The 21616-nt window shown below is 64.4% G+C and carries 21 protein-coding genes; 11 read left to right on the plus strand and 10 right to left on the minus strand.

Annotation, left to right across the window (positions count from 1 at the left end; translation table 11 throughout):
• The first annotated feature begins 106 nt into the window (after nt 1-106).
• From CYJ07_RS06405 to CYJ07_RS06415, 3 genes are all read left to right on the plus strand, one after another.
• Complete coding sequence (locus CYJ07_RS06405) at nt 107-877, plus strand: SDR family oxidoreductase (RefSeq protein ID WP_104202842.1); 771 nt, start codon at nt 107-109, stop codon at nt 875-877.
• Between the two features lie 269 nt (nt 878-1146).
• Complete coding sequence (locus tag CYJ07_RS06410) at nt 1147-1572, plus strand: VOC family protein (RefSeq protein ID WP_104202843.1); 426 nt, start codon at nt 1147-1149, stop codon at nt 1570-1572.
• Between the two features lie 92 nt (nt 1573-1664).
• Nucleotides 1665-2021, plus strand: a complete 357-nt coding sequence (locus tag CYJ07_RS06415; protein WP_104202844.1) for a DUF1428 domain-containing protein — start codon at nt 1665-1667, stop codon at nt 2019-2021.
• A 21-nt stretch (nt 2022-2042) separates the two neighbouring features.
• On the opposite strand, the gene CYJ07_RS06420 is transcribed toward CYJ07_RS06415, so the two are convergent.
• Entirely contained in the window at nt 2043-3050 is a 1008-nt protein-coding gene (locus CYJ07_RS06420) for a zinc-dependent alcohol dehydrogenase family protein (RefSeq protein ID WP_104202845.1), read from the minus strand.
• A 281-nt stretch (nt 3051-3331) separates the two neighbouring features.
• Here CYJ07_RS06420 and CYJ07_RS20265 point away from each other — a divergent pair, with 281 nt between their 5' ends.
• Complete coding sequence (locus CYJ07_RS20265; protein WP_156085476.1) at nt 3332-3490, plus strand: hypothetical protein; 159 nt, start codon at nt 3332-3334, stop codon at nt 3488-3490.
• Nucleotides 3491-3558: 68 nt separating this feature from the next.
• Here the strand turns inward: CYJ07_RS20265 and CYJ07_RS06425 are convergent, their stop codons facing one another.
• From CYJ07_RS06425 to CYJ07_RS06435, 3 genes are all read right to left on the minus strand, one after another.
• Nucleotides 3559-7938, minus strand: coding sequence for a DEAD/DEAH box helicase (locus CYJ07_RS06425; RefSeq protein WP_104202846.1), 4380 nt, complete (start codon nt 7936-7938; stop codon nt 3559-3561).
• 233 nt (nt 7939-8171) lie between these two features.
• Nucleotides 8172-9731 (minus strand): MFS transporter, encoded by a 1560-nt coding sequence (locus tag CYJ07_RS06430; RefSeq protein ID WP_104202847.1) that lies wholly within the window; start codon nt 9729-9731, stop codon nt 8172-8174.
• A 107-nt stretch (nt 9732-9838) separates the two neighbouring features.
• Nucleotides 9839-10597 carry an SDR family oxidoreductase gene (locus CYJ07_RS06435; RefSeq protein ID WP_197038267.1) on the minus strand — a complete coding sequence of 253 codons (759 nt, stop codon included), beginning with the start codon at nt 10595-10597 and terminating at the stop codon, nt 9839-9841.
• A 115-nt stretch (nt 10598-10712) separates the two neighbouring features.
• Here CYJ07_RS06435 and CYJ07_RS06440 point away from each other — a divergent pair, with 115 nt between their 5' ends.
• Complete coding sequence (locus tag CYJ07_RS06440) at nt 10713-11597, plus strand: LysR substrate-binding domain-containing protein (RefSeq protein WP_104202849.1); 885 nt, start codon at nt 10713-10715, stop codon at nt 11595-11597.
• A 125-nt stretch (nt 11598-11722) separates the two neighbouring features.
• Here the strand turns inward: CYJ07_RS06440 and CYJ07_RS06445 are convergent, their stop codons facing one another.
• Nucleotides 11723-12181, minus strand: a complete 459-nt coding sequence (locus CYJ07_RS06445; protein ID WP_104202850.1) for a cupin domain-containing protein — start codon at nt 12179-12181, stop codon at nt 11723-11725.
• Between the two features lie 491 nt (nt 12182-12672).
• On the opposite strand from CYJ07_RS06445, the gene CYJ07_RS06450 reads away from it, so the two are divergent.
• The 3 genes from CYJ07_RS06450 to CYJ07_RS06460 are packed head-to-tail and all read left to right on the plus strand — an operon-like array spanning nt 12673 to nt 14358.
• The gene (locus CYJ07_RS06450) at nt 12673-12999 is read left to right on the plus strand and encodes a putative quinol monooxygenase (RefSeq protein WP_104202851.1); all 327 of its coding nucleotides are present in this window, start codon (nt 12673-12675) and stop codon (nt 12997-12999) included.
• Nucleotides 12999-13889 (plus strand): RNA polymerase sigma factor SigJ, encoded by an 891-nt coding sequence (gene sigJ / locus CYJ07_RS06455; RefSeq protein ID WP_104202852.1) that lies wholly within the window; start codon nt 12999-13001, stop codon nt 13887-13889. Before CYJ07_RS06450 ends, sigJ begins: the two co-directional genes overlap by 1 nt.
• Before the next feature lie 22 nt (nt 13890-13911).
• The gene (locus CYJ07_RS06460; protein WP_104202853.1) at nt 13912-14358 is read left to right on the plus strand and encodes a GNAT family N-acetyltransferase; all 447 of its coding nucleotides are present in this window, start codon (nt 13912-13914) and stop codon (nt 14356-14358) included.
• On the opposite strand, the gene gcvA is transcribed toward CYJ07_RS06460, so the two are convergent.
• Nucleotides 14335-15264 carry a transcriptional regulator GcvA gene (gcvA, locus tag CYJ07_RS06465; protein WP_104202854.1) on the minus strand — a complete coding sequence of 310 codons (930 nt, stop codon included), beginning with the start codon at nt 15262-15264 and terminating at the stop codon, nt 14335-14337. The genes CYJ07_RS06460 and gcvA overlap by 24 nt on opposite strands.
• A 142-nt stretch (nt 15265-15406) precedes the next feature.
• On the opposite strand from gcvA, the gene CYJ07_RS06470 reads away from it, so the two are divergent.
• On the plus strand, nt 15407-16126 hold the full coding sequence (locus tag CYJ07_RS06470) for an FMN-dependent NADH-azoreductase (RefSeq protein ID WP_104202855.1): 720 nt from the start codon (nt 15407-15409) through the stop codon (nt 16124-16126).
• A gap of 101 nt (nt 16127-16227) precedes the next feature.
• On the opposite strand, the gene arsH is transcribed toward CYJ07_RS06470, so the two are convergent.
• From arsH to CYJ07_RS06485, 3 genes are read right to left on the minus strand one after another with little or no spacing between them, the layout of a single operon-like run.
• Complete coding sequence (gene arsH, locus CYJ07_RS06475) at nt 16228-16974, minus strand: arsenical resistance protein ArsH (protein WP_104202856.1); 747 nt, start codon at nt 16972-16974, stop codon at nt 16228-16230.
• Complete coding sequence (locus CYJ07_RS06480; protein ID WP_104202857.1) at nt 16971-18131, minus strand: MFS transporter; 1161 nt, start codon at nt 18129-18131, stop codon at nt 16971-16973. The genes arsH and CYJ07_RS06480 overlap by 4 nt, the downstream gene beginning before the upstream one ends.
• Nucleotides 18132-18183: 52 nt before the next feature.
• The gene (locus CYJ07_RS06485) at nt 18184-18606 is read right to left on the minus strand and encodes a PadR family transcriptional regulator (protein ID WP_104202858.1); all 423 of its coding nucleotides are present in this window, start codon (nt 18604-18606) and stop codon (nt 18184-18186) included.
• 125 nt (nt 18607-18731) lie between these two features.
• On the opposite strand from CYJ07_RS06485, the gene CYJ07_RS06490 reads away from it, so the two are divergent.
• Nucleotides 18732-19757, plus strand: coding sequence for a MerR family transcriptional regulator (locus CYJ07_RS06490; RefSeq protein ID WP_104202859.1), 1026 nt, complete (start codon nt 18732-18734; stop codon nt 19755-19757).
• 52 nt (nt 19758-19809) lie between these two features.
• On the opposite strand, the gene CYJ07_RS06495 is transcribed toward CYJ07_RS06490, so the two are convergent.
• Nucleotides 19810-20733, minus strand: coding sequence for a bifunctional helix-turn-helix transcriptional regulator/GNAT family N-acetyltransferase (locus CYJ07_RS06495; protein WP_104202860.1), 924 nt, complete (start codon nt 20731-20733; stop codon nt 19810-19812).
• A gap of 145 nt (nt 20734-20878) precedes the next feature.
• Between CYJ07_RS06495 and CYJ07_RS06500 the strand changes: the two genes are divergently transcribed.
• Nucleotides 20879-21610, plus strand: coding sequence for a DUF899 domain-containing protein (locus tag CYJ07_RS06500; RefSeq protein WP_104202861.1), 732 nt, complete (start codon nt 20879-20881; stop codon nt 21608-21610).
• Nucleotides 21611-21616: the final 6 nt, after the last annotated feature.

Genomic DNA, 21616 nt, shown 5'->3' on the forward strand with positions numbered 1-21616 from the left:
TTTCGATTCAGCGGCAAGAAGCGGAGTGAGTCCACCGGCGCTTTCCCTCAGTGTTCGGCATGGGGGACGCGACGACGTCCCCAGCCAACCCATAGAGGACTTCCAGATGAACACACTTGCCGGAAAAGTCGCCATCGTCACCGGAGCCAGCTCGGGAATCGGCCATGCCACCGCCCTGCTCTTCGCTCGCGAAGGCGCGCGGGTCGTAGTGAGCGCACGCCGCCAGGCCGAACTCGATGCCCTGGTCGCCACCATTGCGCAAGCCGGAGGCACGGCCGTGGCCGTCAGCGGCGACATACGGGACGAGCCTTTGGCTCAACGCCTGGTCGAAACTGCCGTCGAGCGCTTCGGCGGCCTGGATATCGCCTTCAACAATGCCGGTATGGTCGGCCCCTCACAGCCGGTGCACGACCTGGCGACGAGCGACTGGCATGACGTGATCGACATCAACCTGACCGGCGCCTACCTCGGCGCCAAGTACCAGATTCCCGCGCTGCTACAGCGTGGCGGCGGTTGCCTGCTGTTCACGTCGAGCTTCGTCGGCCATACCGCCGGCATGCCGGGCATGGCAGCCTATGCCGCCGGCAAGGCCGGTATTCTCGGCCTGGTGAGATGCCTCGCCGTGGAGCTGGGCGCGCATGGCATCCGTGCCAACGCGCTACTGCCCGGCGGCACCGACACGCCCGCGAGCATCACCAATGCGCCCGATGCCGGTCCGGAAGTACTGGCCTTTGTCGAAGGTCTGCACGCACTCAAGCGAATGGCCAAGCCGGAGGAGATCGCCCAGGCAGCCCTGTATCTCGCCTCCGACGCAGCGAGCTTCGTCACCGGGGCGGCGATGCCGGTCGACGGCGGCGTCTCGATCAACCGCACCTGACCGTCAGGAAACGGTGCCGCCCTCTTGGCAGCACCGTTTCCTATTCAGCATGCTCAAACGCCCTGCTACCCTCCAGTCAGAAGCGGCGCCCCGGTGAGCGCTTACTTACCTGAAAAGTCAATCTCGACAGCTTCTCCTGCGAACATAATGTCCTTGAAGCGCTGCCGCCCCACCGATCGGCAGAAAGAAAGTGAGCGATCGAGTCGAAATCGACTACGGTGAATCGACGAAGAGGAGTAACACCAACAACAACCCTCTGGAGACCCACCATGCAGCTTTCCACCTACCTGATCTTCGACGGCAACTGCCGCGATGCCTTCGATTTCTATCAGCGCTGCTTTGACGCCAAGCTCGAGGCCATGGCCACCTACGCCGAGATGCCCGACAGCGAGGGTATGGAAATACCCGAGCAAGCCCGCAACCTGGTGATGCACGCCCGGCTACGCATCGGCAGCCAGATGCTGATGGCCTCGGACAACTCTCCCATGTGCCCAGCGCCCTACGAAGGCATCAAGGGTGCGAGCATTGCGGTCGGCGTCGATTCCGTACAGGAAGCCGAGCGGCTCTTCAACGCCCTGGCCGACAACGGCACCGTGCAGATGCCGCTCGAGGAAACCTTCTGGGCGCATCGCTTCGGCATGCTGGTGGATCGATTTGGCGTTGCCTGGATGATCAACTACGACAAGGCGGAGTAAGCATTCGCTTGCAGCAGTAGGATTTCGAGGATTTCAACGGGCGCGGCGATCGAGCGCTTTCGCCGCCTGGGCACGCTATAGGGAGAAAAATGATGAAATACATCGACGGTTTCGTGCTGCCGGTCCCCAAGGACAAGCTCGACGAGTACATTGCCATAGCCCGGCAGGCGGGCGAGGTCTGGCGAGAATACGGTGCGCTGGAGTACATGGAGTGCGTTGCCGACGACGTGCAGCCCGGCAAGCTGACCTCGTTTCCCCAGAGCGTCGACCTGAAGGAGGGCGAGACGGTGATCTTTTCCTACATCGTCTACGAGTCCCGGGAACAGCGCGACCAGGTGAACGAAAAGGTGATGCAGGATCCCCGCATCGCCGGCTTCGACCCCAAGACCATGCCCTTCGACATGAAGCGCATGTTCTGGGGCGGGTTCAAGGCGGTCGTCGAGCTGTAATACCTGCGCCAGGATCGGGTCTCAGAATTCGAGACAGATCTTGCCGAAGTGGCGGCCGGCCTCTTCGTGGCGGAAGGCATCGGCAATCTCGTCGAGGCTGAAGCTGCTATCGAGGATCGGCCGCATGCCGCTGGCCTCGATGCCACGGATCATCTCTTGCTGGTGAATGCGGCTGCCGACGATCAGTCCCTGCAGGCGCGCCTGCTTGGCCATCAGCTTGGCGGTGGGCACCTCGCCGCCTCGGCCGGTCAGCACGCCGATCAACGAAATGTGGCCGCCGATGCGCACCGCCTCGATGGACTGCGGCAACGTGCCGGGCCCCCCAACTTCGATCACGTGATCGACACCGCGCCCTTCGGTGAGCTCCTTGACGCGCTTGCCCCACTCCGGTTCTGCCTTGTAGTTGAGCGTATGGTCGGCGCCCAACTGCTGCAGGCGCTCGATCTTTTCGTCCGAAGACGACGTGGCGATCACTCGTGCGCCCATTGCCTTGGCGAATTGCAGGGCGAAGATCGACACCCCGCCGGTGCCCAGGGTCAGGACGGTATCACCCGCCTTGAGGCCGGCATCGACCACCAGCGCGCGCCAGGCGGTCAGCCCTGCGGTGGTCAAGGTCGCGGCCTCGGCATGGCTATAACCCTCGGGCGCGTGGGTGAACCAGGTCGCCGGGCGCACCACCTGCTCTCGGGCGTAGCCGTCGACGCCGTCGCCGGGCGTGGTCTTGAAGTCGCCCACCCGTGCCGGGCCATCGAGCCAGTAGGGGAAGAAGGTGGAGACCACGGCATCGCCCACCGCAAACTCCTCGACGCCGTCACCGACCGCCTCGACCACACCGGCACCATCCGACATCGGGATGCGGCCATCCTCGGTCGGCATGTTGCCCGAGACGACGCCGTAGTCGTGGAAATTGAGCGAGCTGGCATGAACCCGGACGCGAATCTCACCGGGCTCCGGCTCACCGGGCGCGGGCTGCTCGCCCACCTCAAGACGATCCAGGCCGCCGGGGCGGCGTACGGTAACCACTTTCATTGCACTCTCCTCTAACGTAATGACGAACGTCACGGAATAATAGGACGGTTCATCGAAACGACATCGATTCTGCGATTGCCTGAAGAACCTTGGCAGCCCTCACTGGCTCAGACAACCACAGCCGTTTTAGTGAACACAGCGTTAAAACTTAATCGAATCCATTGGGTCAAAGCATTTGTCGACCAGCGAGAAAACTGCCACCCTCAATTCGTAGGCACGCCTCTCGTAGGGACAGTGAGCGTCCCGGGGGTCGCCCCATCCACCCACAGGAGGACATGCGCATGGGAATCATCGAAGCGCTGACCGTGAGCGTGGCCGCAGTGGCACTGTTGGCTCTGGCCTACGCCATGAGCGAGAAGCAGCGGCGCCCCATCCGCAAGGAAGTGCGTATCGAGGAGCATGAGCGCGAGCCTTACCGGAACCGTGTGCGGCGCAAGTAATCCAGACCCGCGACAGATCGTTCGACAGCCCCCGGCACCTTGCGGTGCCAGGGGCTGCTTCTTTTGTTTCAGCTGCGCGAGCGCAGGCGGGACCCCACCGCACGGTCGTGACCGCTCGGCGCGGAGTCGTCGGGAGCAGACGACACCAGGACGGAAGAACGGTATCCCGGACCACGGCGCAGCATCTGTTGTGCTTCCCACTTCACCTCGGCGGGTAGCGTCTCGAGGAAGTGCACCTCGCCGTTCTGCAGCACCGCCTCCGGCACGCCGTCGCGGTAGAGCAGGCGGTTGCCCGAGACGGCCGGCAGCCGCATGCCGGGCGTGAGGATGCCCATCAGGTTGAGCGGGTCGGCACCGGCCACCACCACCCGGGTGTCGTCCGGTGGCCGTCGCCGCATGGCCTTGAGGGCACCCACCGCCTCCGGCAGGGCAAACTGCTCGCCGGCGAATTGCTGCACGAAGCGTCCGCCGCGGAGCTCGCCACGCGCCTCGAGGCGGCGATAGGCATACAGCAGCTCGCGCCATGGCGGCAACGCCGGCTCGCGTTCGATCACTCGGCGAAATACCACGCCATAGCGCTCCAGCAGCACCCAGGCGATGTGCTCCAGGCTCTCCATGTCGGTCGTGATGCGGCGCTTCTCGGCGGACGATTCCCGCTCGGGAGCGGGTAGCCACGACCAGCGCCCGGCAGCATCCACGCCCGGTGCGTGTCGACGCCGACGACGCCCGCTCGCGGCAATGGGAGGGCGCTTGCTGGCCGGGGCAGTCAAGGCGCGCAGGCCGGTGAAGCTGTCCGAGGTCACCAGCCCCCAGGAGGCCAGCTCGCCCAACGCCTCCTCGACCTGAGTGCGCAACATGCGCGTGGGACCGAGCAGGTCGGTGAAGAACATCGCTCCGCCGCCCTGCAACGCCTCGAGCACCCGGCGCGCCCCGCCGGATAGTGGCAATTCGTCCAATTCCGGCGGCGGTGCGGCTTGGCGCCAGTCGGCCAACGCCTGGCGGTCGATAAGAGCGATCGGCGTGTTGCGCAGCGGCCCGGGTCGCTGGCGCTCATCCCCCTCCGCCAGGCGCGGCGGCAGCAGGCGCAGCCAGATGAAACGGCCGCTGGCCAGCAACTGGTCGAGCATGTGCGGGGTGAAATCGGCCACCCGTGCCGGCAGCACGTCGCTCTCCCAGGCTCCTGCGGCAACGGGAAAGCCCTCCAGGCGCTCCACCGCACCGACCAGCGCCTCGGGCCCTTCGGGACGTTCGGTGAGGCCGTGCCAGTCGAGCAGAAAGCGCAGGTAATGCTGGATGCTCACTGGCTCGATCTCGGCGCGCCGGCGGTCGATGGCGTAGCGATGCAGTCGCGCCAGTAGGCGCCGCTCGCACCAGGCCACCTCGCTGCCGCCCAGGAAAGCGCCCTGCAGCACGAAGCCCTCGACCTCCAGGCGTGCCAACGCCGCCATAGTGCGCTCGATCGATACGCCTAGCGGCGTGGCCAGGCTTGCCACCGTGACCGGCCCCAGCGTTTCCAGCCGCGAACGCAGCAGCTCGATCAGTGCTTCGTCGGCATTTTCCGGTGCCTCGCCCACCGCGTCGATCATCGGTTCGAGTAGCGCCTCGGGGTGGATTGCGAGCAAGTCGTCAAGGCGCTCCGCCGCCACCCACAGTGGCTCGCCGCCAAGCGGCGTGACCACGGTGGCACGCCGCGACTCGGCTAGCGCCTCGAGCCAAGGGCGCCAGTCGGCGTCGGTCTCGCTTGTGGCAATGAAGCCCGTCATCACCAAGGCATCGTGCAGCTCGTCGGTATCGCGCGGCAACGGCCAGGCCTCCTCGCGTACGCGGGCCACCACCTCGGGGGCGTAGCGCGCCGACGCGGCGGCCTCTGCCACATCGAACGCATCGCCGGTGCGTACGCTGAGCGTGCGCCGCTCTTCCTGGGCGCCGTCGTCGAGAAAGGCGTAGGGCCGCGCATTGACCACCTCCTCGGAGAGCGGCGAGGGCGCCGCCAAGTCGCGCCCGCTGACGGCGACCTCACCGGCTTCGAGTTGCGCCAGCAGCCGCTCCAGGGCCTCGATGTCCATGGCCTCGGAGAGACAGTCGTGCAGGGTCTGGCTGACCAGCGGATGATCGGGAATCTCCCGCGCCCCAGCCAGGTTCTCGGCGCAGGCGAGCTGATCGGGAAACACTACCGAGAGCAGATCCTCGGAATCCTGGCGCTGCAGCTGCGGCGGGCGCCGCCGGCCGTTGCGCGTGCGCGGCACGGCGAGCCCCACCGAGGCGTTCCAGCGCCAGCGCAAGCCGAACATCGGCGCGTCGAGCAGTGCCTGGATCAGCACCTCGCGTACCGTCTTGCTGTTGAGATAGCCCCACACCTCGTCAAGCGGGAAGCTGTGGGTCGGCCCCAGCGACAGCACAATGCTGTCCTCCAGCGCCGCCGCCTGCAGCTCGAAATTGAACTTGCGACAGAAGCGCTTGCGCAGCGCCAGGCCCCAGGCCCGGTTGAGCTTGGAGCCGAACGGCGCGTGCAGCACCAGGTGCATGTCGCCGGCCTCGTCGAAGAAGCGCTCCAGTACCAGGTGATGCTGGGTAGGAAGCCGGCCCAGCGCCGCCCGCGCCACGGCGAGGTAACACACGAGCTGATCGGCGGCGGCGGGCGTGAGGCCAAACTCGGTTTCCAGCCATTGCTGGGCGACGCTCTCGTCGCCCTCGGCCAGTTGCCGGTCGACGCCTTCGCGCAGGCGCGACACCGCTTCGGAGAGTTCCGCGGTGCGCGCCGGCGCCTCGCCGAACCAGAACGGAATGCTCGGCGGCGCACCGCGGGCGTCCTCGACATAGAGCTTGCCGGTGGCGAGCTTGAGGATACGGTAGGCCTGGTTGCCGAGCTGGAAGATATCGCCCGGCATGCTCTCGAAGGCGAAGTCCTCATTGACGGTACCGACGCGAATCTCCTCGGGCTGCAGGATCACGTCGTAGTCGAAGTGGTCGGGAATCGCCCCGCCGTTGGTCAGGGCGACGAGCCGCGCGTTGCGCCGCGGACGCAGGCGGCCATTGACCCGGTCGCGATGCAGGTAGGCGCCGCGCCGTCCGCGCCGGGTGGTATAGCCGTCGGCGAGCATCTGCACTACCGCGTCGAAGCTCTCCTGCGTCAGCGCCCGGTAGGGCCAGGCGTCACGGATGCGCTCGAACAGCTCTGCCTCGTCGGTCTCGCCCGCCCCGGCAACCTCGGCAACGATCTGCTGAGCCAGTACGTCGAGCGGCCCCTCGGGGATGTGCAGCCGATCGAGCTCGCCGGCCTGCACCGCACCCATCAATGCCGTACTTTCCACCAGGTCGTCGCGGGTCAGCGGAAACAGGCGCCCCTTGGGCACGCGCCCCACGCCATGGCCGGAGCGCCCCACCCGCTGCAGGAAGGCCGACATCGAGCGCGGCGAGCCGAGCTGGCAGACCAGGTCCACCTCGCCGATATCGATACCCAGCTCCAGCGAGGCGGTAGCCACCAGCGCGCGCAGCTCGCCCTGCTTCAAGCGCTGTTCGGCGTCCAGGCGATGCTCGCGGGCCAGGCTGCCGTGGTGCGAGGTCACCCACTCCTCACCGAGCCGGTCGGCGAGGTGTCGGGCCACCCGCTCGCAGACGCGCCGGGTATTGGCGAAAATCAGCGTGGTGCGATGCTCACGCACCAGCGCCGCCAGGCGGTCGTAGACCTCCTCCCATACCTCGTTGGCCATGATCGCGGTAAGCGGCGAACCGCTCACCTCGATGGCCAGGTCGCGCTCGCGCACGTGGCCGGTATCGATGATCGTGCACTCGGCTTTCCCAGTGAGAAACGCCGCCACCGCCTCGACCGGCTTCTGCGTCGCCGAAAGCCCGATGCGCTGCGGCGGCTGCGACGTCAGCCCGGCCAGGCGCTCCAGCGACAGCGCCAGGTGCGAGCCGCGCTTGGTACCGGCGATCGCGTGGATCTCGTCGACGATCACCGTGCGCACGTTCGACAGCATGCGCCGCCCCGACTCGGAGGTAAGCAGCACGTACAGCGATTCCGGCGTGGTCACCACGATATGCGGCGGACGCTTGCGCATGCGCTCGCGCTCCGAGGAGGAGGTATCCCCGGTGCGCACCCAGGCGCGAATCTCAGGTGCCTCCCGGCCCCCTGTCGAGAGCGCCTCGCCGATGCCGACGATGGGCAGTTGCAGGTTGCGCTGGATGTCATTGGAGAGCGCCCGCAGCGGCGAGACGTAGAGCACCACGGTTTCGTCGGGCAGCTCACTCTCCAGCCCACGACGCACCAACCCATCGATGGCGGCAAGAAACGCCGCCAGCGTCTTGCCCGACCCGGTGGGCGCGGCGATCAGAACGTGTCCGCCCTCGCCGATGGCCGGCCAGGCGCGCGCCTGGACCTCGGTGGGCACACCGAGATCGCGTTCGAACCACTGGCCGACAGCGGGATGGAAGATGTCGAGCGGCATGGGCGCTCCGGATAGCTCATGTCTCTTCAAACGTAATCGAGCGGATGGCAGAACGCGATAGCGCCGATAGAAAACGATATGGCTAAGTGCCGCTAGGACTTCCTAGCCGGCCAGCCCCAGGGACTGGCCACCAGTGCGAAGGCAACCTGAAGCCAGCTCCTTCGTTGCGTGCATCATGCATAGCGAATCGGCAGTGAAGCGCTCAGCCTCGAAGTGCACTGCTTCGTCGGATGCTAATGGCCGCTGCCGCTGACATTGCGGAGCGCCATTACGACAGCAGCGGCAATAATCGACATGGCGACTCCGATCATTGCGGCAACCATGAAGGCTCCGGCAAAGCTGTCCTGGGCCGCGGCCACGAGGCGTATTGCAGCCTCTCCCGGCAACGCAGCCGAGGCTTCAATGGCAGCACCGATGCTATCTCGCGCTCCCGCAAGGGCGTCGGGCGACAGTTCGTCAGGCAGTAGCGGGCCGATCCTGGCGCGATAAAGGCCGACAACGATGCTACCGAGCACGGCAATCCCGAGCGCCCCGCCCAGTTCAGAGCTGGTTTCAGCAAGTGCAGCAGCGGAACCTGCCCTCTCCGCCGGAGCGGAGCCTACGATCAGGTCGGTCGCAAGCGTGAACACAGGCGCCAACCCGATCGAGAACACGAACGTTGCGATCACGAGCAGCGGGAATGCTTGCTCGAGCAGCGCATAGGCGAGCAGGCCAAAGCCGAAGGCTGCGATGACAAGACTGAACGCCATGATGGTTGTCGACTGCAGGAAGCGAAGCATGGCCGGAGCGAGAAACGAGCCACTCACAAAGCCGATTGCCGAAAACAGCGTCCACATCCCCGCTTCCATCGGCCCCATCCCAACCACAAGTTGGAGATGCTGGGCCAGGATCAGCAGCGTGCCGAATGCCAAGAAGAAGCCTGCCAGGTTGACCAGCAGCGCCACTAGGAAGCGTGACGAGCGCAACAGCCGTATATCGATCATGGGACTGACAAGTCGCTGCTGGCGGCGTGCAAATGCCCACCCCAGCCCCACGCCTAGCAGCAGCGAAGCAACAGACATGGCACTGAGATCTCCCACGGCAACGTGTTTCATCCCATAGACCAGGGCCAGCATGGTCAGGATCGACATGACGGCGCTGATCACATCGATGCGCGTGCCGGAAGCGTCCCTGTGCTCCGGCAGGATAAAGGGGCCGACGGTGAGAAGCATGACCATGACAGGTATGGCGATCAGGAACACCGATCCCCACCAGAAGTATTCCAACAGCACCCCGCCGACCAGTGGGCCGATAGCCCCTCCGATGGCGAAGCTTGCCATCCAGACGCCGATCGCGAAGCTGCGCTGGCGTTCGTCCCCGAACATACTGCGGATCAGCGAGAGCGTGGACGGTGCCAGGGTGGCAGCGGCAAGGCCCAGCAGGGCACGCGCCGCGATCAGCAATTCGGCACTGCTGGAGAAAGCCGCGAAGAACGAAGCGAGACCGAAGGCGGCAGCACCCAGCATCAGCAGGAGACGACGACCGATTCGATCGCCGATGGCGCCCATGGTGATCAGGGCGCCGGCGAGGACGAAACCATAGATATCCATGATCCATAGCGTCTGCTCCGCACTCGGCCCGAGATCGGCGATGATGTGCGGAACGGCCAGATTCAAAACCGTCAGATCCATCGAATAGAGCAGGCACGGAAGGGCCAGCATGGCGAGCCCCCACCATTCGCGACTCCCCGCTTTGGGGCTTTCGCCACGGTCATCGGTCGATGCCGGCCCGTGCAGTGACGTCGTGGTAGTCATCCCTCTTCCTCTCGCAGGTAATGGCAGGCACTGCTCAGCCAACCGGTCGAACGCGCCTGAAGAGATAATCCATGAGGGGCGCTCCGACGGGTGCGCCCCGGTTGAGTTCATTGCGGAGCGGAAATTTTCTGGCCGAGCCCGCCGTCCACGGCGAGCTTCGCACCGGTCGTGAAAGTGGCCTCGAAGCCCAGGAACAGCACGGCGCGCGCTACCTCTTCGGCGGTACCGTTGCGCTGCATCGGCGTCACGCTGTCGCCCACCTGCTTGAAGGCCTCACGTTCCTCGTGCGACAGGCCAGCCACGCCCTTGGTGGGTGTATCGATGAAGCCCGGACTGACAACATTGACGCGGACTCCCCGCGTCAGCAGCTCGGCCGCGAAGCCGGAAGCGAAGGAAACCAGGGCGGCCTTGGTGGCGCTATAGACGCTCATGCCGGCCTCGCCTCCCTCGTCCGCCACCGAGGAGGTCATGACGATGGCACCGCCTCGACGAAGCAGCGGCGAGAGTCGCTGCACGGTAAAGAAGGCTCCCTTGGTGTTCACCGCAAACTGGCGGTCGTAGGAAGCCTCGGTGACCAGCTCGAACGGTTCGAGCTCGGCGATTCCGACGTTGACATGAAGCAAGTCGATGGAGCCGAGTCGCTGCCCGACCACGGCGCCTAGCAGAGCGATGTCGTTCATGTCGGCGGCATCGGAGCGAATCGCCTGGGCCCGCTCGCCCAGCGCGTCGCGCGCGGCCTCAAGATGCTTCTCGTTGCGCCCGGTCACCAGCACACGGGCTCCACCCTCGACCAGCAGCCTGGCCGTGGCGAGGCCCATGCCGTGGGTACCACCGATAACAACGGCGTTCTTTCCTTGGTATTGCATGACTCTTTCCTCTTGTGTTGTGAGCGCCATATGCGCTGAGAAAAGAGTAATTACATGGACATTTACTTAGTAGACGGGGGAAAATTGATACTTAATCTCTGCATGGAGACAATAAATGGCACTCAATCTCAACGACCTGCAAGTCTTCGTTCAGGTCGTGGACCACGGCGGCTTCACCGCGGCCAGCCGGGCACTCGGTCTGCCAAAGCAGACGCTCAGCAAGCGCGTGGCGGAACTGGAACGAAGAGCTGGTGTACGACTGATCCACCGAACCACCCGCAGCTTCACCGTGACCGAACTCGGTCAGGAACTCTATCGCCACGCCGCCGCCATGCTGGTCGAGGCGGAAGCCGCGGAGAATATTATTCTGGGGCGCCTCGCCGAGCCCAGCGGCACGGTCCGAATCACGGCCTCGGTGCCGACGGCACAGCAATCGCTGGCCACGCTACTGCCGCGCATCGCCAAGGCGTACCCCAAGATCCGCATCGTTCTGCATGCCACCGACGGCTTCGTCGATATCGTCCAGGAGGGCTATGACATCGCGATTCGCGATCACTTGCGTCCGCTGCCCGATTCCGGTCTGGTACAGCGCCGCATCCGAACCGAAACCTTTTGGCTGGTGGCGTCACCGGGCTACTTCGCCGACAGAAAGCTGCCTGCCACTCCTGCCGACATCGACACCATGGACGGGCTTTTCACCACGCCGAATGACCGTAGCTGGACCTTGTCGAGCAGCGAAGAAAACGCCGTGGTGACACCCCAGCCCCGCTATTACGCCAACGAAGGCACAGGGCTCCTGGAGGGCGCGATTGCCGGGCTGGGCATTGCCTGCCTGCCTGGCTCCATGTGTCGCGCAGCGATGGCGGACCGCACGTTGGTCCGAATACTCCCCGACTGGTCTGCCGGCGAGATAACGACCACTCTGCTCATGCCACATCGACGCGGCCAGCTGCCCTCGGTTCGCGTGGTGGCTAACCTCATCATCGAGCAACTTGGCTAGTTCGATGTGCCGTCAGGATGGGCGTCGAGCAGGTGCAGCGCGTCTCACCTCAAACACTGCTGACGACGGCCCATGGCCGCTTCCGATACCGGGGTCGTCTCGGGGTCGTGGAGCCCCAGGCTGATCTAGCGCTGCACGCGCACGATGGCATCGCAATCGACCAGGTCCCACTCGCCGCTGTTGCGATACAGCCGCTTGCCCAGGCGGGGGTAGTCGGAAACGTCCTGCGCCAGCCGCTGGCCCATCACCAGGCATACCAGCGGTTCGTTACCGTCGTTGTACATCTCGTGCGCCACGCCATTGGTCGGACAGCCGATGAAGTCGCCGGGGGCGATAGGCTGCTTCCAGTCGCCCAGGGTGGCCACGCCACACCCCGAAAGCACGTAGATGGCCTCCTCCTCGTAGCGATGGCAGTGGTACTCCGTGGAGAAGTGGCCGGGCGGCACGCTGATCATATGGATTCCAAGCTGCGTCATGCCCACGGCATCGCCCAGCGACTTGTTGATGCGAACGGCCTGGGCATTGAGCAAGTGCACCTTCCTGACGCCCTCGAGGGCTTCGATATCCTGCGCCGATAGGAACATGGCCGTCCTCCTTCGTGTGGAGCCGCTATCGAGTCGCCGACGGGCATCGCACGATCATAACGTGCCATTCCATCCGCAGCGTGGGGAAACGATTCATTTGCCTGCAACCATTGACGGAAGACAACGAAAATCGAATCGGCTTTGGTGGCAATAAACAGAGTGTGCCACACGGCAGGACCCGGCAAGTTGCGCAGACACAACAGCGTCGAGGAAACGACATGAACCTGCGCAACTTGATCGCCCGACGGAAGAGAGGCCGTAACGCAGCCAGCTATCGGGACCATCTCGCACTGAGAGAGTGCGCCCCCCGTATGCTGCGCGACATCGGTTTATATCGTGAGCATGGCCGCCTCCTGCCGCTCCATCCGCAGCAGGAGGAAGCGATGGATTCGTCTGCCCCTGTCACAAGTCCCACTCCTGAATCGTCATATCCGTGACGGCCTCTCGGCCTTCATCTCTCTGCCTTCACCCCCACGATTCAGGAGCGACCCATGAGCCAGAACACTCTATTCATCAAGCACAAGGCACTGCCCGGCAAGCGCGACGAGGTGCGGCGCGCCTGGGAGGCCCACCTGATGCCCAGCATCGAGGCGCGCCAGGCCCACGACGCCTATTTCTACTGCTACGATGATGCCGATCCCGACACGATCCGCGTCTTCCAGCGCTATGCAGACGGTGTGGATCCGCAGGCCTTCATGCAGGGGCCGGCCTACGACGCCTATGTCACCGCAGTGTCGCCACTGCTCGCTCATCCGCCCGAGATCCACGCCGCCACCGTGGCCTGGGCCAAGGGTACCCCAGCCACCGAGACTCCATGATGTCACCTGCGGACCTACTCCATTTCGAAAAGGCCAGGCCCATGTTGGTGGGACTGGCCTATCGCCTCCTCGGCTCGCGCGCGGATGCCGAGGATGCGGTGCAGGACACCTTCCTCAAGTGGCAGGCGGCGGACCGACAAACCATCGAGGCTCCCGCCGCCTGGTTGACCACGACCTGCACGCGGCGCTGCCTCGATCTGCTGAGCAACGCCCACCGGGCCAGGGTCGACTATGTCGGCGCCTGGCTGCCCGAGCCCATCCCGACGCCCGCCGTTTCCGACACGGAGGGCGGCACATTGCTGGCCGACTCGCTCTCCACCGCCTTCCTGCTGATGCTTGAGCGGCTGTCGCCCAGGGAACGCGCCGCCTACCTGCTGCACGAGATCTTCGACACCTCGTATGCCGAGATCGCCGCCATGCTCGGCATCAAGGAACCCGCCTGTCGCAAGCTCGTGTCCCGTGCGCGTGGCAATCTCAAGATCACCGAGGCTCGACATGCCCCGCCTCGCGAACGCCAGCAGGCGCTTCTGGAGGCGTTCCGACTCGCCATTACCGAAGGTGCCACGTCACAGCTCGCCGCCTTGCTTTCGGCCGAGATTCGCCTCAGCGCCGACGGCGGCGGCAAGGTGCCCACCATACCCGAGCCATTACATGGCCAGGCGGATGTGCTGGCCTTCCTGACGAACCGGCTGCATGACTACTGGGCCGATTACCAATGGCTCGAGGCCGATATCAACGGCCTGCGCGGCATCGTCCTGCAGCAGCGGGGCAGCGTCACGGCCGCAGTCACCTTCGGCTACGATCCTGACGGCGGGGTCACGGATATCTTCATCGTGCGCAATCCCGACAAGCTCGCACTGCTAGAGCCCTTAACCCCAGCAACTTCTTGAATCGTTTATCAGGAATCCAGGCATGGTGATCAAGCCAGTACCCAACGCCGAAGCGCCTTTCGAACTCCTGCTGGAAGCGGACCCTTCGGCGGACAACATCAGGCGCTACCTCAAGCATTCGACTTGCTGTGTCGCAACAGTGGGGGAGGAAACTATCGGCGCCTATGTCATCCAGCCCATTGGCGACGGCATTCATGAGCTGATGAACATCACGGTCGCCCCGGAGCATCGAGGAAAAGGCATCGGCGCGAAGCTGCTGAAGCATGCCGTGAACATGGCCCGCGAACTGGGCGCGCGGCGCCTGGAGCTGGGCACCGGCACCTTCGGCTATCAGCTCGCATTCTACCAGCGTGCGGGGTTTCGGGTCGTCGCCGTGGAACGGGATCACTTTCTGACCCACTACGACGAGCCGATCTTTGAGAACGGCATTCAGCACAAGGACAGGCTACGACTGGCCCTCGACTATTGACCGACAGGCGCTCTCCCTGGACGGGGCGTCCCTCAACCCCATGACCCAGTCACGCACGGCAGCGATGGCCGGCTCCTCGAGTCGCTCGCGTGGATAGACCAAATGAAAGGGAGCGGTCTTGATTTCGGGGCCGAACGGCTGGACTAAGCGCCCCTGGCGCAGCTCTTCCTCGAACAGTTGCCGGCTCATGAGCGCTACGCCCTGGCCGTCCAGCGCAGCGGTGATGGTATGGGTCTCGTCGGAGAACAGCAGACCGGCGCTGACGTCGAGACCCGGCACCTGGACCTGACGCTGCCAGGCCGCCCAGTCCACCGGTGCGACGGCCTTGGGCGAAGAGAAATGCAGCAGCGTCTGGCTCACCAGTTCGGCGGGTTCACGAAGCCTCAGTACGGGGCTGCAGACGGGTACGAAGACATTGTCGAACAGCTTCTCCGCGACCAGCCCGGGCCAGGGGCCCTCGCCATAGCGAATCGCCATGTCGGCGACGATGCCGTCCAGGGCAACCCACTCGTGGGAGACCTGAATGCTCAAGTCGATATCCGGATGCGCGTCGCGCAGCAGGCAGACCCAGGGCAGTAGCCAGCGCGCGGCAACGGCCGGCGTGGTCGAGAGCGTCACGCTGTGGCGCGCCGACGGTCGACGCAGCTTCGCCACCACCTCGGCGATGGCATCGAAGGAGTCGCTCAGCACCGCCAAAAGCGTCTGCCCTTGCGCCGTCAGCACCAGCTGTCGCGGTCGCCGCACGAACAGAACCACGCCGAGGCTCTCCTCGAGCTGACGAATCTGGTGACTTATCGCCGTTGGCGTCACCGAGAGCTCCTCTGCCGCCCGCTTGGCGCTGAGGTGTCGCGCCGCCGCCTCGAAGGCGCGCAGGGCGGAAAGGGAGGGCAATCGGCGTGGCGTCATGGCTGAGTTTAATTTTTCCTTAGCGGAAAAGAATCATCGTTTGTCGCTCCCATGGAGCTTCTGGCTTGATGACACGAGCTGTCAAGTAACGGCTGAAAGCAATTCACCTCAGCGACGCCAATTTGCAGAAAAGGAGCCACCCATGACACGCCTACTTCACCTCGATGCCAGCCCACGACCCGGTCGCGCCGGCAGCCAGATCCACGGCTCGCATACCCGCCGCCTGACCCACCACTTCATTTCCCGCTGGCGCACACTGGATCCGGAGGCCGAGGTCGTCTATCGCGATATCGGCGCGACTCCTCCGCAGCTGACCAGCGTCGAATGGATCGAAGCCGCCTTCACGCCCGCCAAGCAGCAAACCGAACCGATGAGAGAACTGCTCGCCGAGAGTGATGCGCTAGTCGACGAGGTCCTCCAGGCCGACATCCTGGTGCTCGGCGTGCCCATGTACAATTTCGGGCCGCCGGCCGCGTTCAAGTCCTGGATCGATAATATCGTCCGCATCGGCCGCACCGTCGACTTCGATCCGCAATACGTCGCCCATCCCCACCTGCCGCTGGAGGGCTATGTGCCATTGTTGGCCGACCGTCCGCGCCACGCGGTGCTGCTCTCCTCCCGCGGTGGTTTCGACTTCGGCCCGGGGCGCCCCCTTGCCGCACTCAATCACCTGGAGCCGAGCGTGCGCACCGCCCTGCAGTTCATCGGTATCGGCGGCTTCCACGACATCGCCGTCGAGCACCAGGAGGAAGGTGGCGAGGAGCTGGCCGCCTCGGTCGAGAGCGCCCTGGCGCATATCGATCGACTGGTCGGTGAACTCCACGCCAGCATGACCACACCCAGCATGCCATTGCCAGCCTGAGAGTCGCCGCCCTCAGCACGTTGCGATGAAACAAGGCCATTTCCTCAAGGGAGATGGCCTTTGCTTATCGATCACACAGCCACTGCCGTCTTACCCCGACGCTATGAGGTCTGGCCGACCGCCGCCTTGTCCGTTACCGGGTCGGACTTGGCGCCCGCCGCTTCGCGTCGCTCTGAGTAGCGGTCCACCAGTGTTTCGGCGTGGGGCCGCAGCAGCAGGGTGAAGCGCACCAGTTCCTCCATCACATCGGCGATGCGATCGTAGAGCGGCGAGGGCCGCATGCGCCCGGCGTCGTCGAATTCCTGATATGCCTTGGGCACGCTGGATTGATTGGGGATGGTGAACATGCGCATCCAGCGGCCCAGCAGGCGCAGGGTATTCACCGCATTGAACGACTGCGAGCCGCCGCTGACCTGCATTACCGCCAGCGTGCGCCCCTGGGTGGGCCGCACCGCCCCCATGCTCAGCGGCAAGTGGTCGATCTGGGTCTTCATCACGCCGGTGATCTGGCCGTGGCGCTCGGGGCTGCACCACACCTGGCCCTCCGACCAGATGGCCAGCTCGCGAAGTTCGCGTACGGCGGGGTGCTCGTCGCCGGCCACCTGGTCCGGCAACGGCAGGTCGGAAGGGTCGAAGATGCGCGTCTCGGCACCGAAGTGACGCAGCAGCCGTGCCGCCTCCTCCACCGCCAGGCGCGAGTAGGAGCGCTCGCGCAATGAACCGTAGAGCAGCAGGATACGCGGCGGATGACCCAGCGGATCGGGCAGGCCCTGACCGGGTCGCTGGCGAGCGAAGCGCTCGTCGAGGGCCGGCAGGTAGTCAGGATCGGTAAGCGTTCGGAGCCTCATGTCGCCTCCTTCATGGAGTGGGTTTGTAGAACAAGCATCGCCATCAGGGCCGCGAGCCCCAGGGCGGAGGAAAACAACAGCGCCTGGGTACCGAATTGCTCGATCAGAAGGGCGAAGGCCAGCGGTGCCAGCGCCTGGCCGAAGCGTGCCGGTACCATCAGCACGCCTTGGCGCAGGCCGTAGCCCTGCGGCCCGAAGATGACCAGCGGCAGCGTACCCTTGGCGATGGTCAGGATGCCGTTGCCGGCGCCGTGCAGCACTACGAAGACGAACGTCAGCGGCGTGCCCAGCGTCATTACGCCGAGCGCCCCGATTGGGTGGGCGATGACCGCCAGCTTTGCCGAAAGCAGTGGGTGGAAGCGCTGCAGCAGCGAGAACTCGAGCAGACGCGCCGCCACCTGAGCCGGCCCCACCAGCGCCGCCGCGGCGATGGCTGAAGCTGGCGACAGGCCCGCAATCTGCAGTAGCCATGGCAGATGCGCCGCCATGCCGGTGCTGACGAACCAGGTCACAGCGAAGACGAAGGCCAGCAGCGCCATGGGCAGCCAGGTCGATTCGACTTCGGAGGGCGACGTCTCGGCGCGGGGTGCGGACGGCTGGATGCCGAAGGGAATCAACAGGCGGTTGAGCGGCAAGCCCAGCAGCAGGTGCACCCCTGCCCAGGTAAAGCAGGCGTTCTGCCAGCCGAATTCGGCGTTGAGCCAGCCGGTGATCGGCCAGCACACCGTGCTGGCAAAGCCCGCTAGCAGTGTAATGCCGGTGATGGGGCCGCGTGCCTCGCGGCCGTAGAGCCCCGCCAGGGTCGAAAAGGCCGATTCGTACAGCCCCATGCCCATGCCGACGCCGATGACCAGCCAACCGAGCCAGAGCATCGTGGGCCCGTCTGCCAGCCCCAGCAGCACCAGCCCCAGGGCGAACACCAGACTGGAAACCGTCAGCACGTCGCGCCCACCGAAGCCGTCGATGCGCCGCCCCACCGCAGGCCCCAACAGCGCCGACACCACCAGCGCCGAGGAGAACGCCGCGAATACCGTCCCGGTGGAAAGGCCGAGATCGCGTGCCATGGGTACCGCCAGAATGGCCGGTAGGTAGTAGGTCGAGCCCCAGGCGAGGGTCTGGGAAACACCCAAGGCGATCACCACTCGGGAACGGTTCATGCACCATTTACCTCGACCATCGAGGTATCAATGCCTGAAAAAAGACTCGCCTTCACGTCTCGCTCCCCTCCCGGTCGCTATTCGCCCCGCCCGCCATGCGGCGGCTCTCGAGGATGCAGTCCGTGGCTTCCAGCCAGGCATCCACCGCCACCTGGAAGGCCTCACGCCCCTTTTCCGTCAGCGCGTAGACCTTGCGCGTTCGCCCCTGCACCACCTCGGCGGTCGAGCTCAGATACTCGCCCGTCTCGAACTCGTTGAGCATCGGGTAGACCGTACCCTCCGAGGGGCTGCAACAGCCCTTGGTGCTCTTCTCCACCGCCTGCACTACCTCGTAGCCGTGCATCGGCTTGCGGTGCAGCACGCTGAGCACGAAGAACTTCGACAGCGACATCTTGATCGTGCCGCGCCAGTAGGAGGGATCGCTGTAGTCGGGAACCTTGCGGCCTGCGGCCGTCTCGGTTTTCGCTTGGGTCATGCCTCGAAACCTATACCTCGATCATCGAGGCGTCAAGCGCGTCGGTAATCTTCCTATAATCTCCCTTGACCCTCACGCGACGTGAGCCTCCAGCCTGTATCTCGCCTGGACGAGAGGAGCCCCCGATGTTGTTACGTATCGGTGAACTGGCCAAACGCAGCGGCCTGACCATTAGAACGCTTCACCACTACGACGACATCGGTCTGCTCGTGCCGTCCACGCGCTCCGAGGCCGGCTATCGGCTATACAGCCGCCGGGACATTGCGCGTCTGCATCGCATTCAGGCGCTGCGTTCCCTCGGCGTGTCGCTGGCCGACATCGGAGACCTGTTGGATCGGCCGGAACCGCCTCTGGCGAACATCGTCGAGCGGCAGATCGGCATGCTGGAAGAACGGATCGCACAGCAGACTCGGCTGCTCGACCGCCTCCAGCGGCTGCATCGCCAGTTCGTCGACACCGAAGAGCCGGACCTGACCGAATGGCTGAATACACTGGAGCTGATGACGATGTACGACCGATATTTCTCGCGTGACGAACTCGACCGCCTGCCTCTCTACCAGGTCGAGGCGACTCAACAGCCGGCGTGGCGGGAGATGATAGAAGCCGCCGAAGCGTTGCTCGCCCGCAACGTGTCTCCGCAGGATCCGAAGGCCCAGACCCTGGCCGCGCGCTGGATGGCACAGCTCGAGCGGGACACCGCCGCCGACCCGACGCTGTTCGACAAGCTGAACGCCATGCATGCCAACGAACCCGCCGCACAGCAACAACTCGGGGTCTCGCCCCAGGTGACGGAATACATGACCCGGGCTTTCGCCGAGAGCAAGCTGGCGATTTACCGCCGCCACCTATCGGATGCGGAGTTCGCCCACATGCGCGAACACTATCCCCGCTGCCTGCCCGAGTGGCCGCCGCTGATCGCCGAGCTGCGCCAACGACTGGACCAGGGGATCGCCCCGGAAGCGCCCGAGGTGCAGCGTCTGGCACGGCGCTGGTTGGAGCTACTGCGCCGCTTCGCCGGCGATGACCCGGCCACTCACAGCAAGATCCGCCAGGCCAACGCACAGGAGCCCGCACTGCGCGAAGGCACCTGGCTGGACGAGCGCCTAGAGGCCTACCTGGGCCAGGCCATCGCCCACCTGACGGCGGCATGACCTACCCACGGCCGGCGCCATCGGCGCTGGCCGCATGCCGCTCTTATTTTTGCTAAAGTTCGCGACTCCAGACTTGGCCTATCAGGTCCTTCCCGAAGCTGTGATGCGGCGCTTCGTCAATCAGTTCGAAGCCAGCTCTTTCGTAAATTCTTCGTGCACCGGTGAGCACGCTGTTGGTCCATAGGACCATTTTCTCGTAGCCGACTTGGCGGGCGAATTTCAAGCACTCGTCTACGAGGCGGCCACCTATCCCAAGCCCTCGGGCGCTGGGGTCGACATAGAGGAGCCGTAGTTTTGCCGTCGTTTCGTTTTCCTTGACGACGAACACGGACCCAACAACTCGTCCATTCCTCTCGGCGATCCAGCACCGCTCCGCACGCGGATCGAAATCACGCAAGAACTTCGCGGCGATTTCCGCAATCAATGCCTCGTACTCGCTGCTCCAGCCGTACTCCTGCGCATACAGAACCGCCTGGCGGTGGACGATCCAGCCCATGTCGCCTGGTTGTGGGTCGCGCAACACATAGTTCGAATCCGCTTCGCTGAGCAGGCTCTTGATCTGGTTCATGGCATCGATCAATTGCTGCTGCTCAGGCTCCGAAAGCCGCTTCAGCATGGCAACGACTTCACTCTGGGAGGCCTCATCCAGCGGCATGTAAGTCGCCCTGCCCAAGTCCGTAAGCTGTAACTGGGCGGCACGCCTATCGGAGGGCGAAGGAGACCTGGTGATGAGCCCTTGCGTTTCGAACCCTTTGAGAACACGGCTCACGTAACCCGCATTGAGGCCAAGCTCCCGGCAGAGGTCCGAACTGGTAAGCAACGGCCGATGTGCCAACTCGTACAGGATGCGGACCTCGGTCAGAGAGAACCGACTCTCCAGAAGATGCTCGTGCAGCACCCCGATCTGCCGCGTATAGAAACGGTTGAAGCTCCGCACGATCCCGGCGCGCTCATCAAGAAGCTGATGTGTATCCACGGAAGAAGCCCTTGCCAAAAGTTGCCTAAAGCAAACTATTAGTTGCTTTTAGCAAGTATGTCAACGGCCGTGCACTCGCGCACCTGTCGAATCCGACTCCTCCAGGACGATGAACTCGTGCAACCTCACAAAAGGAGAAATCCTCATGTCAACGCACGATGAAATATCTCAACCCGTCGTCTCCCGTGAAGAATGGCTCGCCGCCCGCAAGGAACTACTAGCAAGGGAAAAGGAGCTCACTCGCCTGCGCGACGACCTGAACGCCAAGCGCCGTGCCATGCCGTGGGTGAAAGTCGAGAAGGAATATATCTTCGATACGCCCGAAGGGCACAAGACGCTCGCCGAGCTGTTCGACGGGCGCAGCCAGTTGATCGTCCACCACTTCATGTTCGGCCCCGGCTGGGAAGCGGGCTGCGTCGGTTGCTCCTTCACGGCCGACCACATCGAAGGCACGCTGGTGCATCTTGAGCATCATGATGTGAGCCTGGTGCGAGTCTCGCGCGCACCGCTCGCCGAGCTCGAAGCCTATCGCAAGCGCATGGGCTGGCGCGCGAAGTGGGTATCCTCGTACGAAAGCGACTTCAACTACGACTATCATGTCTCGTTCCGACCCGAGGAAATCGCTCAGGGCGCGGTCACCTACAACTTCACCAAGACCGATGTCTCGATCGAAGATCTGAGCGGTCTCAGCGTGTTCTACCGAGACGCCGGTGGCGATATCTTCCACACCTATTCGACCTACGGGCGCGGCGACGAACTCGTCGACAGCACCTACATGCTGCTCGACATGACACCCAGGGGCCGTAACGAAACAGGGCCCCATCACAACCTGATGGACTGGGTGAAACGCCACGACGAATACGAATCGGCGAGATAGTGTGGA

This window comes from Billgrantia saliphila (assembly GCF_002930105.1).
Taxonomy (GTDB): domain Bacteria; phylum Pseudomonadota; class Gammaproteobacteria; order Pseudomonadales; family Halomonadaceae; genus Halomonas; species Halomonas saliphila.